General features: G+C 51.7%; 12 protein-coding genes. 9 read left to right on the top strand and 3 right to left on the bottom strand.

Features of this window, described 5'->3' with window-relative positions; all coding sequences use genetic code 11:
- Positions 1 to 9: 9 nt before the first annotated feature.
- The 6 genes from NSU14_RS27740 to NSU14_RS27715 all read left to right on the top strand — a co-directional run bounded on the left by NSU14_RS27740 (position 10) and on the right by NSU14_RS27715 (position 9,068).
- Complete coding sequence (locus NSU14_RS27740) at positions 10 to 2,577, top strand: ABC transporter permease (RefSeq protein WP_042133638.1); 2,568 nt, start codon at positions 10 to 12, stop codon at positions 2,575 to 2,577.
- Positions 2,578 to 3,206: 629 nt separating this feature from the next.
- Positions 3,207 to 4,949: a peptide-binding protein gene (locus NSU14_RS27735; protein ID WP_042133640.1), complete on the top strand. Its 1,743-nt coding sequence runs from the start codon at positions 3,207 to 3,209 to the stop codon at positions 4,947 to 4,949.
- Positions 4,950 to 5,072: 123 nt separating this feature from the next.
- Positions 5,073 to 6,044: an ABC transporter permease gene (locus NSU14_RS27730; RefSeq protein WP_039306525.1), complete on the top strand. Its 972-nt coding sequence runs from the start codon at positions 5,073 to 5,075 to the stop codon at positions 6,042 to 6,044.
- A 59-nt stretch (positions 6,045 to 6,103) separates the two neighbouring features.
- Positions 6,104 to 7,063: an ABC transporter permease gene (locus NSU14_RS27725; protein WP_076248012.1), complete on the top strand. Its 960-nt coding sequence runs from the start codon at positions 6,104 to 6,106 to the stop codon at positions 7,061 to 7,063.
- Entirely contained in the window at positions 7,030 to 8,046 is a 1,017-nt protein-coding gene (locus NSU14_RS27720) for an ABC transporter ATP-binding protein (protein ID WP_042133642.1), read from the top strand. The genes NSU14_RS27725 and NSU14_RS27720 overlap by 34 nt, the downstream gene beginning before the upstream one ends.
- Positions 8,043 to 9,068 carry an ABC transporter ATP-binding protein gene (locus NSU14_RS27715; RefSeq protein WP_042133644.1) on the top strand — a complete coding sequence of 342 codons (1,026 nt, stop codon included), beginning with the start codon at positions 8,043 to 8,045 and terminating at the stop codon, positions 9,066 to 9,068. Before NSU14_RS27720 ends, NSU14_RS27715 begins: the two co-directional genes overlap by 4 nt.
- 128 nt (positions 9,069 to 9,196) lie before the next feature.
- On the opposite strand, the gene NSU14_RS27710 is transcribed toward NSU14_RS27715, so the two are convergent.
- Positions 9,197 to 9,844: a TetR/AcrR family transcriptional regulator gene (locus tag NSU14_RS27710; RefSeq protein ID WP_076247974.1), complete on the bottom strand. Its 648-nt coding sequence runs from the start codon at positions 9,842 to 9,844 to the stop codon at positions 9,197 to 9,199.
- 173 nt (positions 9,845 to 10,017) lie between these two features.
- Here NSU14_RS27710 and NSU14_RS27705 point away from each other — a divergent pair, with 173 nt between their 5' ends.
- The 3 genes from NSU14_RS27705 (at position 10,018) to NSU14_RS27695 (ending at position 13,039) form a co-directional block, all read left to right on the top strand.
- Positions 10,018 to 10,770, top strand: a complete 753-nt coding sequence (locus NSU14_RS27705) for an SDR family NAD(P)-dependent oxidoreductase (protein ID WP_336103190.1) — start codon at positions 10,018 to 10,020, stop codon at positions 10,768 to 10,770.
- A gap of 140 nt (positions 10,771 to 10,910) precedes the next feature.
- Entirely contained in the window at positions 10,911 to 12,362 is a 1,452-nt protein-coding gene (locus tag NSU14_RS27700) for a hypothetical protein (RefSeq protein ID WP_340947939.1), read from the top strand.
- Between the two features lie 23 nt (positions 12,363 to 12,385).
- Entirely contained in the window at positions 12,386 to 13,039 is a 654-nt protein-coding gene (locus NSU14_RS27695; RefSeq protein ID WP_042140741.1) for a M48 family metallopeptidase, read from the top strand.
- Between the two features lie 23 nt (positions 13,040 to 13,062).
- On the opposite strand, the gene NSU14_RS27690 is transcribed toward NSU14_RS27695, so the two are convergent.
- The gene (locus tag NSU14_RS27690) at positions 13,063 to 13,938 is read right to left on the bottom strand and encodes a GNAT family N-acetyltransferase (RefSeq protein WP_340947937.1); all 876 of its coding nucleotides are present in this window, start codon (positions 13,936 to 13,938) and stop codon (positions 13,063 to 13,065) included.
- Positions 13,939 to 13,951: 13 nt separating this feature from the next.
- Positions 13,952 to 14,539: a GNAT family N-acetyltransferase gene (locus NSU14_RS27685; RefSeq protein ID WP_076247984.1), complete on the bottom strand. Its 588-nt coding sequence runs from the start codon at positions 14,537 to 14,539 to the stop codon at positions 13,952 to 13,954.
- Between the last annotated feature and the right edge of the window lie 189 nt (positions 14,540 to 14,728).

The raw sequence follows: 14,728 nt of genomic DNA, 5'->3' as shown, positions 1-14,728 counted from the left end.
CCGGAGGACATGAAGAAACGGGCATTATGGAAGGATGTTTTTCGGGAAATCCGTCATACGAAAGCAAGGTTTCTCTCGATTTTTGCGATTATTATGCTGGGGGTAAGTTTTTTTGCCGGGATCAAATCAGCGGGGCCGGATATGCTGGATACCGCAGCGACTTATTATAAGGATCATAGGCTGATGGATTTACGCGTTCAGTCCACTTATGGGCTGACAGAGAAGAGTATTGATAATCTTCGGGACATTCCCGGAGTGAAGACTGTTCAGCCTGTGTACAGCTCGGATGTGTTTCTTGGTGAGAGCGGACTGATTGCTAAGGTGTATTCCTATGCTGACGATAATGAACTGAACGGGTACAAGATTACCTCCGGGCATCTGCCTGAGGTATCCGGGGAGATCGTACTTGACGCTTATCTGCTGCAGGAGGAGAAGTTCTCGCTGGGAGATTCAATTACCTTCAGCGGCGAGGCAGGGGATGATCTGGCGGGGAACTTCCAGACATTGAGCTATACCGTGGTCGGCTTCGCGCAGAGTCCGCAATATATTGAAACGTCGACCCGAGGAACGAGCCGGATCGGCAAAGGGACAGCCGATGCGTTTGCTGTCATCCCGGAGGATGACTTCAGCCTCCCGGTGTACACAGAGGCCTATCTCAGCTTCACGGATACGGCTGCAGAAACAGCTTATACTCCGGCTTATGATGCTCTCATCGAGCGGCATCTGCCGGAGACCGAGGAAGCGCTGAAGGATTACCCGCAGCAGCGTCTGGAAGAGCTGAAAGCGGAAGCCGCAAAGCTGCTGGCTGCGGGCCGGCAGCCTATGGACGAGGCGCAGCAACAGCAAACGCAGCAACAGCAGGCGGAGGCCTCAGCAGCGCAGAACCCGCTGGAGCTGCCGAAGGTGTATGTGACAGACCGGACGATTAACCCGGGTTACGCCGAATACAAGGATAATGCGGACCGGCTGTCGGCGATTGCCACGGCGTTTCCGGTGTTCTTTTTCCTGATTGCGGCACTCGTCAGCTTAACGACGATGACCCGTATGGTTGAGGAGCAGCGTCTGCAGATCGGTACTTTGAAGGCCCTGGGGTATGGTTCCATGGATATTATGACCAAATTCCTGGTGTATGGCACACTCGCTAGTCTGGCGGCATCCATTGCGGGCCTTGCGATCGGCTTTACCTTATTTCCGGGCATTATCTACAATGCCTACAGCCAGCTCTATAACCTGCCGGGCGTGATCAAAAGCTTCTATCCCGCCTACGCCATTATTTCCATAATAGTAGCGCTGGTATGTACAGCAATGACGGCGATGATCGCTTCCCGGGTGGAGCTGCGCAGTAATGCGTCGGTACTGATGCGGCCCAAGGCCCCCAAGAGCGGACAGCGCATTATGCTGGAACGGTTCAGCTTTTTGTGGAAACGGCTTAGTTTCGTGCAGAAGGTGACGGCCCGCAATCTGTTCCGCTACAAGCAGCGGATGTTCATGACGGTAATCGGGGTGGCGGGCTGTACCGCGCTTATTCTGACCGGCTTTGGGCTGAAGGATTCCATTGGCAGCATTGCCGACCGGCAGTTCGGCGGGATTATGAAATATAACGCCCTGGTTGCGCTGCATGACAATGCAACAGCCGGAGATAAGGCGTCCTACGCAGAACTGATTAAACAGGAGTCCGCAGTTACGGGAACGCTGGATGTGCTTCAGGAAGCAATGACTGCCCGGGCCAAAGGGGTTAACGATCAGGAGGTACGGATTTTTGTTCCTGCGGCTGCAGATCAGCTGGCTCCGTTCGTTGTACTGAAGGACCGAATAACAGATGAACCGAAGATGCTTACTGACGAGGGCGCAATCATTACCGAGAAGCTCGCCAAGCTGTACGATCTGGTTCCGGGAGACAGCCTGACTGTTCTGGATAGCAACAATGAGGAATATCAGGTCAAGGTGTCGGCGGTTACCGAGAACTATGTGCTGCATTATGTGTATATGACGCCGGCTTACTATGCCAAGGTATTTGGCGGCGGGGCGGTCTATAACACTCAGCTGCTGAACTATAGCGCGCAGGATAAGCAGTGGGAAGACCACTTCGGGGAAAAATTAACCGCCAACGGGCAAGTGGCGCTGGTCAGCTTTTCCAGCGGGGTGGGCGAAGCTTTTGACGGGACCATGAAGAGCATGGACGTTGTTATAGTAGTACTGATCGTGTCCGCTGCTGCGCTGGCCTTCGTGGTGCTCTATAATCTGACCAATATCAATGTGTCTGAACGGGTCCGTGAGCTGTCTACGATTAAGGTGCTGGGCTTCTATGATAAGGAAGTCACCATGTATATATACCGGGAGAATATTCTCTTAACACTGCTCGGGATCATCTTCGGCGGTGCACTGGGGATTCTGCTGCATGGCTTTGTCCTGTCAACGGCTGAGCTGGATGCCACGATGTTCGCTCCGCTGATCAAGTGGCAGAGTTATCTGTACGCAGCCTTGCTGACCGTGCTGTTCTCGGGGATTGTAATGGCGTTCATGCACCTTAAGCTGAAGCGGATTCATATGATTGAAGCGTTGAAATCGGTGGAGTAACGTAGTCACTATTTTGTCAAAAACATAAAAAGAGCAAGAAAATGAGGAAGAAAAACAGGCTGCCGGAAGAGTTCTCCTGGCCTGGTTTTCTTCCTTTTTGTGTATTGAAATATAGAAATCACTATGCGACCAAGCTCGCAAAAAAGATAATCATGCTGAAAGATGTCGAATTAACACGAAAATGATAACATTAAGTCATGAAAACTAACCGTATTAAACATAGTTGAATAGTTTGAAAAGAGGTTTAAGGTGAGTTTCTTTTACTATATTGGAAGGAATTATTTTTTGTGTACATAAATAAGATATGAAAGTGATAAAGAAATATATTGACGTAAGATATATTCACATGTAATATAAACCATAATTTATAGGGAATTGTTAAGACTCCCAGCCGGGAAAGTTGCCCCTGCCTCTAATTGACCTGCGGTCTATTTGATCTCTGAATGTCATAGGTATCTTATGTGATGTTATATTACATGGATTGCAGATGTCAGCTGAATTATAGCGGCGGGGGTAGAATCATCCAGAATACCCAGTCTCCCGGAAGCTTTGAAGAGAAGGTGGCGAACCGGACCTGTGGTTCCGGGTAACGCTCACTACACGCACTTAACTAAGGAGGAGTAAAAGGAATGGCGAAAAAGAGAAAATGGTGGTCTAGTTTACTTGTTGTATCGTTGGTAGGGGTTCTATTTACGGGTTGCAGCACCAATAACACTGCAAGTTCTCCAACTAATGCTCCTGCAGCAACAACAGCCGCTGAGAGCGCAGCACCTGATGCTACAGCTGAACCGGCCGCAGATGCACCGGTTGACGGCGGAACAATTGTACTCAGCACATTCTCCGATATTGTTAATATTAATCCTCTCTTAATCAATGACACCTCTTCAGGCGATATTGCCCAATTCGTATTCGCCTCCTTGTATGATCTGGACCGTGGAGGGAACGTAACTCCGGAGCCTTGGTCACTGGCTGCAGAGCTTCCGGTTATCTCTGAAGATGGTCTGACTTATACCGTGAAATTGAAAGATACAATCAAATGGAGTGACGGCCAGCCGATCACTGCCGATGATGTGGTGTATACAATCGAAACCGGCAAAAATCCGGAGACAGGTTCACCGCTGACCAGTGCATTTGACAAGGTGAAGACCGTTGAGAAGGTCGATGACCAGACTGTGAAATTCACATTGTCCCAAATCTATGCGCCGTTCCTGTACGCCCTGTGCCAGGCTATCGTGCCAGCGCACATTCTGAAGGATGTAAAGCCGACTGAAATCCAAACCAATGCCTTCGGTACAGACCCGGCCAAGACCGTAACCAGCGGACCTTGGAAATGGACAGCCTGGAAACAAGGCGAAAGCCACACCCTTGATGCCGATCCGAACTATTGGGGTACTGTTAAGCCACATATCGCTCAAGTGGTTTACAAAATCTACGCCGATCAGAACACTGAGGTTCAGGCTATCATGAAGGGCGACACGGACCATATCAGTGCGATTCCGGTAACGCAGGTTGAAGCCGTTAAAGCTGACGGCGATATCGACATTATTCAGAAGCCGGGCGCACAGTATGAATATGTAATGTTTAACTTCGACGGCAAGAACTTCCCTGATAACTATGGCCTTTTCGCCGGACAGAAGACCAGACAGGCAATTGCACATGCACTGAACCGTCAAGGTATGGTAGACAATATTCTAAAAGGCGTAGGCGCCCTGATGAATGCCCCATTCCTTCCGGACACTTGGGCTGACCCGGGTGATGCCGCTGTGAACTATGACTACAACGCCGAAACTGCCAAGAAGCTCCTGGCAGAAGACGGATGGGTTGCCGATGCCAAAGACGGTATTCTCACTAAAGACGGACACCGCTTCTCCTTCGAGCTGCAATACAATGCCGGCAACAGCCGCCGCGAGCAAGTAGCCGCTGTTATCCAGCAGAACCTGAAGGATGTTGGTATCGAAGTAACACCTAAGGCGATCGACTTTGCAGCTTGGATTGACCAGAACGTAACACCGGGTAAATTCCAGGCCCTGCTGCTGGCATGGTCTCTGAATACACCGGATCCGGATGCAGAGAGCATTTTCTCCTCCAAATACTTCCCGCCTGCCGGCCAGAACAGCGGCTGGTATAAGAATGAGAAGCTGGATCAGCTGTGGGTGGACGGTTATTCCACTGTTGACCAGGATAAACGTAAAGAGATCTACAAAGAAGTAGGTAAAGAAATTTCTACCGACCTTCCTTATGTATTCCTGTATCAATATGGTCAGGCTATCGGAACAGGACCTAGAGTACACTGGGCAGAGGAAGATGCTCCTGAGCCGTCACTGGGCTACGGACAGTTCTTCCACGCTATCAAATGGTGGGTAACCGACTAACGAACCGAACAAACTGAATAGAATTACGGGAGGTGAAAGAGAATTCTCTTTCACCTCCCCCTTTTGTATGAATGGGGGAGCCTTCCGTAATCTATCGCCTTACCATCTCTAGGAGGATAGCCCATGACAGAATATCTGATACGACGCGTGCTTCAATCGGTATTGGTCATCTTTCTGATTACCATACTGACCTTTCTTCTCATCCATGCTGCTCCGGGCGGACCGACGCAAGTCATGCTTTCTCCGGGCTTATCCCCGGAAATATTTGAACAGCAAGCCAAGAACCTTGGGCTGGATCAGCCTGTTCCGGTACAGTATGTGCGCTGGATCGGCGACCTGCTGCAAGGAGACTTGGGTTACACCTTCAAGAACCATATTGCGGTATCCGATCTTCTCTGGCCGCGTATTGGCAACACCGTGATTCTGATGGGTGCGGCTTGGCTGGTATCACTGCTGATCGCAATTCCTTGGGGAATCTATAACAGTACCAAAGTGTATGGTCTATCTGACCAGACGGCTTCATTCATTTCTTACTTAGGCTTCGCAATGCCAACCTTCTGGTTCGGAATACTCCTCCAGCAATGGTTGTCACTGAAGCTGGACTGGTTTCCGTTGTCGGACATGTATACCAGAGGCAAGGAAGGCAATATAGGCGATTTGTTCATGCATCTGGTGCTGCCGATAACAGTGTTGGCACTTGGTTTCCTGGCCTCTTATATGAAATATGCGCGCGCAAGTATGCTGGAAGTGCTCGATCAGGATTATATCCGTACGGCGCGTGCCAAGGGCGTCAAAGAGCGTAAGGTCGTCTTCCGCCATGCGCTGCGCAATGCACTGATTCCGATTATTACGATACTCGGCCTTGATCTTCCCATACTGGTGGGAGGGGCCGCTTTAACTGAGAATGTATTCAACTGGCCGGGAATGGGCCGTTGGTTTGTTGAGATGGCAGGTGCGCGCGAATATTCGGCACTGATGGCTGTTACTATTGTGACGGCTGTTATAGTCGTTATCGGCAATCTCCTGGCAGATATACTGTATGCCGTAGTTGATCCCCGGGTGAAGCTCGGTAAGCAAGGGGGCAAGACGGCATGAATACAGAGAATACTGAGTTTACCAAAGGGGCTGTATCTAAGCCGTTTGGAACCCCGGACATGAATCCGATGCCCGGAGGGACAGACCCTGAGATTGCGGTAGTGGATTCCAAGCGGCCGCCGGGTCCCTGGAGTGTTTTATGGAAGAAATTCTCACGCAATCCGTTCGCAATGGGCGGTTTGGTAGTCCTGATTATATTTGTGCTCATTGCACTCTTCGCTCCGTGGCTGACCAAATATAAACCGGAAACGATTGATCTGATGTTCGCCAATCTGAAGCCGGGGGCTGAAGGGCATCCTATGGGCACAGACGAACTGGGCCGCGATATTCTCAGCAGACTGCTGTACAGTGCGCGTGTTTCACTCGCTATCGGATTCTCCGTTGCGTTTGTTTCCGTAGTTGTCGGATCGGTTATCGGTGCGATTTCAGGGTATTTCGGCGGGTTTGTAGATACGGTATTCATGCGTATTGTAGACGTGATGAACTCTGTGCCGACCCTGTTCCTGAACATCCTGATTATGGCGCTGTTCGGCACACAGATTAAATACATGATTCTTATTCTGGCATTTACCAGCTGGATGAGTATTGCCCGGCTCGTCCGGGGGACCTTCCTGCAGCTGCGTGAAATGCAATATGTGGAGGCGGCCAGGGCGATTGGAGTATCCAGCTGGGGCATCATTTTCCGGCATCTGCTCCGTAATGCAAGCTTCCCGATTATCGTAAATGCGACCCTGATGGTCGGCGGTGCGATTCTGAGTGAATCTGCGTTGTCGTATCTGGGCCTCGGCATTCAGGCACCGGCTACAAGCTGGGGGCTAATGCTCAGCAACGCTCAGGAATTCATGCTGGTTGACCCGATGCAGGCAGTGTACCCGGGCTTCTGCATCCTGCTCGTAGTGCTGGCAGTTAACTTTATCGGCGACGGCATCCGGGATGCTCTAGATCCCAGACAGCAAGTGACCAAATCCCGGAGGAGGCTGGAACAATGGCGGAAAAACTACTCGAAATCCGGAAGCTGACCGCCGGCTTTGCAACTGAGAAGGGCCTTCTCAAAGCAACCGACGGCATCTCCATTTCTGTGAACAAAGGCCAGACTGTCTGTATTGTCGGTGAATCCGGCAGCGGTAAAAGTGTAACCTCACTCGCAATTATGCGGTTGATTGATTATGCCGGAGGGATGATTCTTGACGGCAGTATTGATTTTCACGGCCAGGATTTGGCGGCGAAGAGCCAGGAAGAGATGCGGGAAATCCGCGGGAATCAGATTGCCATGATCTTTCAGGACCCGATGTCGTCGCTGAATCCGGTATTTACGGTAGGCGAACAGATTGCGGAGAGCCTGCGGCTTCATCAGAACAAGAGTGATGCCGAAGCCCTGAGGATGGCGGTTGATCTGATCAAATTAGTCGGTATCCCGGCTCCGGAGATCCGTGCCAAGCAGTATCCGCATGAGCTGTCCGGCGGGATGTGCCAGCGCGTCGTCATTGCTATTGCGCTGGCTTGTAATCCTGAACTGCTCATCGCCGATGAGCCGACAACCGCACTGGATGTTACGGTGCAGGCTCAGATTCTGGATCTGCTGCGCAAGCTTCAATCCGAACTCGGGATGTCCATTCTGCTGATCACCCATGATATGGGAGTAGCGGCAGAGATGGCTGACCGCATTGCTGTTATGTATGCCGGAGCCATCGTGGAGGAGGGGACGGTCGAAGAGATTTTCGACCACCCGAGCCATCCATATACGGTCGGGCTGCTCCGGTCGATTCCGGGGTTTGAAGGCGGACGGGGAGGCGAGCTGTATACCATTCTCGGGACGATTCCTCCGATTGGCCAGCTGCCTTCCGGCTGCCGCTTTAATCCGCGCTGTCCCCATGCCATGGATATCTGCAGGAACCAGGAGCCGCCGGATTTCATGATCTCGGACGATCACCGGACGGCCTGCTGGCTGTTCAAGGATAAGCCGGTGCAGGCAGATTACAGCAATGAGGTGAAACGCGCATGATGAATGAAACGGCAACCCAACCGGTAAGAGAACATATGCCTTCTTCGGAAATATTGCTGGAAGTTAAGGATGTGAAGAAATATTTCCCGATCACCAAGGGTCTGCTTAACCGCACCGTCGGACAGGTCAAGGCTGTGGATGGTGTTAATTTATCCATCCGCAAAGGCGAGACCTTCGGGCTGGTCGGTGAATCCGGCTGCGGCAAATCCACGTTCGGCCGGGTGCTGCTCCGGCTGCAGAGTGCAACTGGGGGAGAAGTGTTATTCAAGGGGAAGGATATCCATTCCCTGAGCTCCGGTGACATGCGGAAGCTGCGGGAAGAAATGCAGATTATCTTCCAGGATCCGTTCGGCTCGCTGAATCCGCGGTTCCTCGTCAAGGATATTATCGGAGAGCCGCTGCGCATTCACCGGAGCATGTCGGCTAAAGAGATCGATGCCCGGGTAGTGGAGCTGATGGAGCTGGTGGGGCTGGATGCCAGCCGCCGGAACCGTTACCCGCATGAATTCTCCGGCGGACAACGCCAGCGGATCGGGATTGCCCGGGCGATTGCCCTGAATCCGCAGTTTATCGTTGCCGATGAGGCTGTATCGGCACTGGATGTATCGGTACAATCCCAGGTGATCAACCTGCTCATGAAGCTGCAGAAGGAACTCGGATTAACCTTCCTGTTCATTGCGCACGGCCTGAATGTGGTCCGGCATATTTCGGACCGCGTCGGGGTAATGTATCTGGGCAAGCTGGTGGAGGTGTCTGAGACGGAGGAGCTGTTTGCAGCTCCGCTGCATCCTTACACTGCCGCCCTGCTCTCGGCGATTCCGAAGCCGACACCAAGACGCAAGCAGGACCGCATTGTGCTGGAGGGGGATGTGCCATCCCCGGCTAACCCGCCGTCCGGCTGCCGGTTCCATACCCGCTGCCCGTTTGTCCAGGACAAATGCCGCCAGGTGGAGCCGCTGCTTGAAGAGGTTGTTCCAGGCCGTCCGGTGGCCTGTCATTTCCCGTTGCTTCCGAATTCATAGATAATCCGCGATTTCCTAAGGATGTCCCGCAGATTAAGGGGGTGCCCCCGCAGCCATATCCACCACTGGCTGCGGGGGCACCCCCTATTTTTGTATCTCTGGAATAGTCATTGCCCTGCATATGTGCTCTATACGGGGGGCTTCAGATAGTCGAGAAACACCCGCTTGAGAATATCCAGCTGGAGCTCTGTTGGAAGATCCGCTTCAAGCATAGGGATGTTCTTCTGCAGCGAGAGCTTCTTCGAGAAAATGCCGAACGTATTAATTAATGTAGTTAAAGTATCCCTCACCTCGAGATCAGAGCAGACCGAGCCGTCCTCAATGCCATTCTGAATGATCCGGGAATAGACCTGCGAAATTCGGCGGGTCAGAGCATTGAAATGATGAATATCCTCCAGCGGTTCCGGGAAATGGGCGGCGTAGCTTTCGAAGTCAACCATGAAGGTTGTGCTTAATTTATAGTGATCCTCAATGAAAAAATCGAATAATGCTTCAAGCTTGTCCAGGCATGGCACAGGCAATCCGGCCACATATTCAAACCGCTCCAGCATCGGCTCCAGCAGCCGGGTAGCAACGGCGACAATCAGCTTTTCTTTCTTGGGGAAATACCTGAACAGGGTAGCAATGCCGATATTCGCGTCAGTTGCAATATCCTGCATCGTGGTTTTCTCAATCCCCTTCTGATTAAATACGCGTTCTGCTGCTTCCAGAATCAGGGATAAGCGCTGTTGTTTGCCGTCAAGGCGTTCCTTCTCGTATCTTGTTTTGGGATCCATAAGAGCTTATACCCTTTCACTATCGGTATTTGAACTACCAGTAGTATAGCTAGTGCTTATTCTTTAAGCAAGGAGGGTTTGAGTTTATCCGCACAAAGTGATATGATAAATATCACAGTGATAGTGTAACTATCACCACACATTTTAATTTACACAACGAAGGGGATACAGCTATGAATCGACTGAAGGATAAGGTTGCCATTATTACCGGAGCCGGCAGCGGCATGGGACGTGAAGAAGCACTGCTTTTTGCGCGGGAGGGTGCCAAGGTTGCCGTTACCGATATTAATGAAGCTGCGCTGCAGGCTGTAGTGAAGGAAATTGAAGCTGACGGCGGTCAGGCTACAGCTTATGTTCATAATGTGGTCTCTGAAGAGCAATGGGTCCATGTGATCGAAGAAGTGATGAAGACTTACGGCAAAATCGACGTGCTGGTTAACAATGCGGGAATTTCGCTTGCAACCGGACTTCTGGATACAACTATGGAGCAGTGGAACAAGGTCATCAGCATTAACCTGACCAGCACCTTCCTTGGGATGAAATATGTGGTTCCGCATATGCAGGAGAATAATGGAGGCTCAATTGTCAATATTTCATCGATCGCAGGTCTGACCGGAAGCAGCGGCGCAGGCGCTTATACAGCCTCCAAAGGCGGGGTCCGCATGCTGAGCAAAGCGGCGGCTGTTGATTTCGGTAAAGATCATATCCGGGTCAACTCTGTGCATCCCGGCTTTATCGAAACGCCAATGAGCGCTGAGTTCGTGAATGACGAACAAAGGCTGAAATGGTTCCTGTCCCAGACGGCGCTGCCGCGTGTCGGCCGTGCCTCCGAAGTGGCGGAAGCCGTGCTGTTCCTCGCTTCCGATGAGTCGGCTTATATCACTGGTGTAGAACTGCCGGTAGATGGCGGCGTTACAGCGAAATAAGAGCCCGAAGCCCCGGCTGCCGGGAGGGACAAACTTGAAATAGATGAAGAGGAGTGCTGCCGGGTTTATGGGCAGCGCTCCTCTTTGCTTTTGATACCGCCGTAAACTAATTATTGTGTAAAAGCCACTTCTATAAGAAAATGAGAAAAAGACTGATTATTGTAATTCTAATCCTAATCAATGCCGCAATGGATGCGGAACCGGAGGCTATGGTGAAAAAGGTCGACAAAGCAGTTTCAGCTCTCTTTATTCTTGTAATGATAGTGGCCGTATGGATATGGGCGGTGTCCGTGCATGCGTGGAGCCTGATGGGCACCCTTGCCTCGCTAGTCTGTCTGGGGCTGTTTATCTGGACGGGACTGCGGGCCATTCCCGCTTTGACCGGATACATAAGTTCATGGAATATGCAGGAGCCGGTACGTATCAACAGTCTGCCTGAGGAGCGGCAACGGACATGGTGGAAGATTGTGCTCTGGGTGGTGGCCAGCCGTGTGCTGCTCATTCTGATAGCCTATGTCTTCTGGATGCTTAAAGACGGGGTTTCCGGAAGCTTATTCTCCCGTTTTATCGATACCTGGCATATTCGCGGAATAGACGCCATGTCTTATCTGGGGATCGCTGAGCACGGGTATGTCACGGAAGGAGACTCCCGGTTCCACATTGTGTTCCTGCCTTTATTTCCAGTCATTATTAAGCTGGCGCAGTTTTTCACAGGCAATTATATGGTCGCCGGCTTTGTAGCCGCTAACCTTTGCACCCTTGCTGCAGCGTTGTTCGCTTATGAGCTTGCCAGGCTGGACATGGGACGCAGCAATGCGCTGCGGGTCGTGAAATATATTTTCATATTTCCTTCGGCGTTCTTTTTCTTCATCCCCATGACGGAGGCGCTGTTCCTGCTGCTCTCCCTGATGGCTCTATATTATGTGCGCCAGAAGCGCTGGCTGCTCGGCTGTCTCTGTGCGGCGCTGGCCGGCTTCACCCGTTCTCCGGGGATACTGCTGGCTGTACCGGTTGTCGTGGAATTTGCCCGGGATTTGGCAGCAGGCTACAGACAGCTGGAGCGGAAGGCTTTTATTAACAGACTGATCCAAGCAGGGGTCTCTCTGGCTACAGTGTCCTTTGGTCTGCTGGCCTATCTCTATATCAATTACAATGTTACGGGCAACGCGTTCCAGTTCAGTATTTATCAGCGGGAGCATTGGTCGCAGCAGTTCTACTTCTTTTTCGATACGGTGAGATATCAGATGGAATATGCCGTGAATACCTTCAAGGATGCGGACTTCCGTTCCTTCCTGGGGCTGTGGCTGCCGAATCTGATCAGTATCTTCCTGGTGCTCTTGATGATGTTCAAAAGCGCGAAGAGACTTCATCCTGCTTATATGGCGTATTTAATCGTCTATTTCGTCTACGTTGTGGGTCCGACCTGGCTGCTGTCCGCTCCGCGTTATTTCGCCGTGGCTTTTCCGCTGGCCTTCGCGGCAGTAGTATTGACCCAAGATAAGAAATGGAAGGATATCGCGCTTACCTCCTTATTCATTGCGGGGAGTCTGCTGTATTTGGCAGTGTTTGTAGCCGGGTATCCGGTGTATTAGAAATTACAGAAATGATGGTGGCTATGCAGATTCAGCTCGAAGATCAGATGATTACGCTCCATGTTCAATATGCCAAGCGCAAGAAAATGTCCGTTCAGATTGACGGATCGGATCTCATTACCGTTAAGGTGCCTACAGGAACAAGTGAAGAGAGTATCCGCACTGCGGTGGAAGGGCTCGGCCCGAAGATACTGGAGAAGCTGCGCAGCAATGCGGCGGCCCGGCAGGTGCCGAAGATCAAGGAGTATCAGGGGGAAGAAACATACCTGTATCTGGGGAAAGAGCACGCGCTGCATGAGCTGATTGCGACCGGCGGTATGAATGCGGAGGAGCTGAAGCTTGCGCTGAAGAAGTTCTATATGGCCAGTCTGAAAAAAATCGTTGCAGAGCGCATTACCCGTTATCAGGCCCAGCTGAAGGTGAAGCCGAAGAGTATCGAGATTGTGGAATCGCGGACCAAATGGGGGAGCTGCAGCTTTGATAAAAAACTGACGTTTAACTACCGCCTTGCCATGGCGCCGCCGGAGGTGATCGACTATGTCATCATTCATGAGCTCTGTCATCTGCTGCATATGAATCATGACCGGTCCTTCTGGCGCCGCCTGGGAAGTGTAATGCCGGACTACAAAGAGAAGGAAGCTTATCTGGCCCGGCAGGGGCAATTCATGACACTCTGAATCCTATGTGATGACGGCGTGGCTTAAGCGATGGATGTTGCCGGAAGTTTGACGTTCGCAGGGTACTGCAGACTGCTCTGATTCCGCACGAACAAACCGCTTGGGCAGCTGCTGCCCGCCAGTTCAAGGTCATCGTCACTAGGCGTGAAGTGGAAGACTATAGCCTCCGTGGCGCTGTCCGCAAGCTTCATTGCGATTTCGCGGACGGCGACGGGCTTCGTGCTGATCAGATCGTAAATCTCTAACCGGCTGCTCTCCTGCCGGCAGATGGCGATGACCTCCTCGTCCTCCAGGTAATATAGATCGCCGCTGAAGACGTTCAGGCAGTAGAACATCAGCAGTCCATCGGCACCGCTGACGCCAAGGCTTTCGGATACCGGCTGCCGCTGCGCTGCGAAGGTGGCGACCAGGCTCAGATCACAACTTATGGACAGATCCAGCTTGCGGATTCCCGCAGATCCGGCTGAACCGGGAGGGCAGTTCATGGAGAAGAGCTGCTCCTCCACGGGCTGGAATCCGAACTTGGGATAGAAGTCCAGCACCGTATCGTTGGCAAAAAGATACATGAATTCACACTGTAGTCCGTAATCCTCCAGCACTTTGTTCATCAGCCGGGCGGACAGGCCCTGTCCCCGGTAGTCAGGATGCGTCATCACCGTCCCAAGCTGCACGGCGCGGGACTTCACACCATTAATAATCAGCTCAAGCAGGTTCACCGAGACATTTGCAATTACCCGATTACCCTCTGCGTAAGAATAAGGAATGTACCGTTCCCCCCAGAAGCCCTGCTCATACCAGCGCTCCAGCTCAAGTTCAAACGTATCAGCAGCCAGCGCGAAAAAGCTGTTTCTTAGCGGCTCCCGATCTTTATAATTGCAGATAAATTGAAGATTATCCATGGTAGCTGCTCCTTCAGTAATATTCAACCCCGCGAACCTTCGAATAAATCATAGTGTCTCTTAAGGCCCCTTGTACATCTAATTTGTCATTCCGCAGAATGCCTTCCAGAGTGAAGCCTGCACGTTCAGCCACCCGCGCACTCTGTGTATTGCGGGAATCACAGCGGATCTCCAGCCGGGCCGCCTGCAGCTCCTGTACGGCGAAATCGGCAATGGCCCTCACCGCTTCCGTGATATAGCCTTGTCCGGCGCAGGAGGTGCGGACCCAATAACCGATTTCAAACTTCCGCACCTGCCAGTCGATCCGGTGCAGGCCGCTGCTGCCGACCAGCTGACCGGTCTTCTTATTCACGAGCAGCAGCCGGATATCCTTGCGTTCCAGAAATTGCAGCCGTGACTTCCGGATGGAGGCTTCGGATTCCTCCACAGACGGGATATGCTGTGCCCAGGGCATCCAAGGGCTTAATTCGGCTGTGCTCTCCTGAACGGCTTCATTTACAGCGGCGCCGTCTCCCCATAGAGCGGCACGGATCAGCAGGCGGCGGCTTTCAAAGCTCTCCGGCATGGAGAGGAGGATCGGGTCAATCGGATGAATAGGCATAAGTTCAGCTCCTAGAGAGATATGTAATCTGAGCGTGAGCATTATATATAGCTGCATATAATGAAGCTTTTCAATGAAGCTACTTTTATAGCAACTTATATAGGTCTTCACTCAGCTGCTATATATCATATAACTAGTGACAAGTCAATACGCTAAAGGCTACCTAAAAGTACTCTCTGGTACTATTCA

It is taken from the genome of Paenibacillus sp. FSL R10-2771 (genome assembly GCF_038000205.1).
Lineage (GTDB): Bacteria > Bacillota > Bacilli > Paenibacillales > Paenibacillaceae > Paenibacillus_AQ > Paenibacillus_AQ phytohabitans.
The sequence above is the reverse complement of the archived record's forward strand: the minus strand, read 5'-3'. Positions and strand labels throughout refer to the sequence as shown.

What these genes read in the sequence shown, in the direction of transcription:
- NSU14_RS27725 (WP_076248012.1), top strand. Translation starts at nt 6,104, where the DNA reads ATGAATCCGATGCCCGGAGGGACAGACCCTGAGATTGCGGTAGTGGAT.
- NSU14_RS27720 (WP_042133642.1), top strand. Translation starts at nt 7,030, where the DNA reads ATGGCGGAAAAACTACTCGAAATCCGGAAGCTGACCGCCGGCTTTGCA.
- NSU14_RS27735 (WP_042133640.1), top strand. Translation starts at nt 3,207, where the DNA reads ATGGCGAAAAAGAGAAAATGGTGGTCTAGTTTACTTGTTGTATCGTTG.
- NSU14_RS27730 (WP_039306525.1), top strand. Translation starts at nt 5,073, where the DNA reads ATGACAGAATATCTGATACGACGCGTGCTTCAATCGGTATTGGTCATC.
- NSU14_RS27690 (WP_340947937.1), bottom strand. Translation starts at nt 13,938, where the DNA reads ATGGATAATCTTCAATTTATCTGCAATTATAAAGATCGGGAGCCGCTA.
- NSU14_RS27695 (WP_042140741.1), top strand. Translation starts at nt 12,386, where the DNA reads ATGCAGATTCAGCTCGAAGATCAGATGATTACGCTCCATGTTCAATAT.
- NSU14_RS27685 (WP_076247984.1), bottom strand. Translation starts at nt 14,539, where the DNA reads ATGCCTATTCATCCGATTGACCCGATCCTCCTCTCCATGCCGGAGAGC.
- NSU14_RS27700 (WP_340947939.1), top strand. Translation starts at nt 10,911, where the DNA reads ATGAGAAAAAGACTGATTATTGTAATTCTAATCCTAATCAATGCCGCA.
- NSU14_RS27715 (WP_042133644.1), top strand. Translation starts at nt 8,043, where the DNA reads ATGATGAATGAAACGGCAACCCAACCGGTAAGAGAACATATGCCTTCT.
- NSU14_RS27705 (WP_336103190.1), top strand. Translation starts at nt 10,018, where the DNA reads ATGAATCGACTGAAGGATAAGGTTGCCATTATTACCGGAGCCGGCAGC.
- NSU14_RS27740 (WP_042133638.1), top strand. Translation starts at nt 10, where the DNA reads ATGAAGAAACGGGCATTATGGAAGGATGTTTTTCGGGAAATCCGTCAT.
- NSU14_RS27710 (WP_076247974.1), bottom strand. Translation starts at nt 9,844, where the DNA reads ATGGATCCCAAAACAAGATACGAGAAGGAACGCCTTGACGGCAAACAA.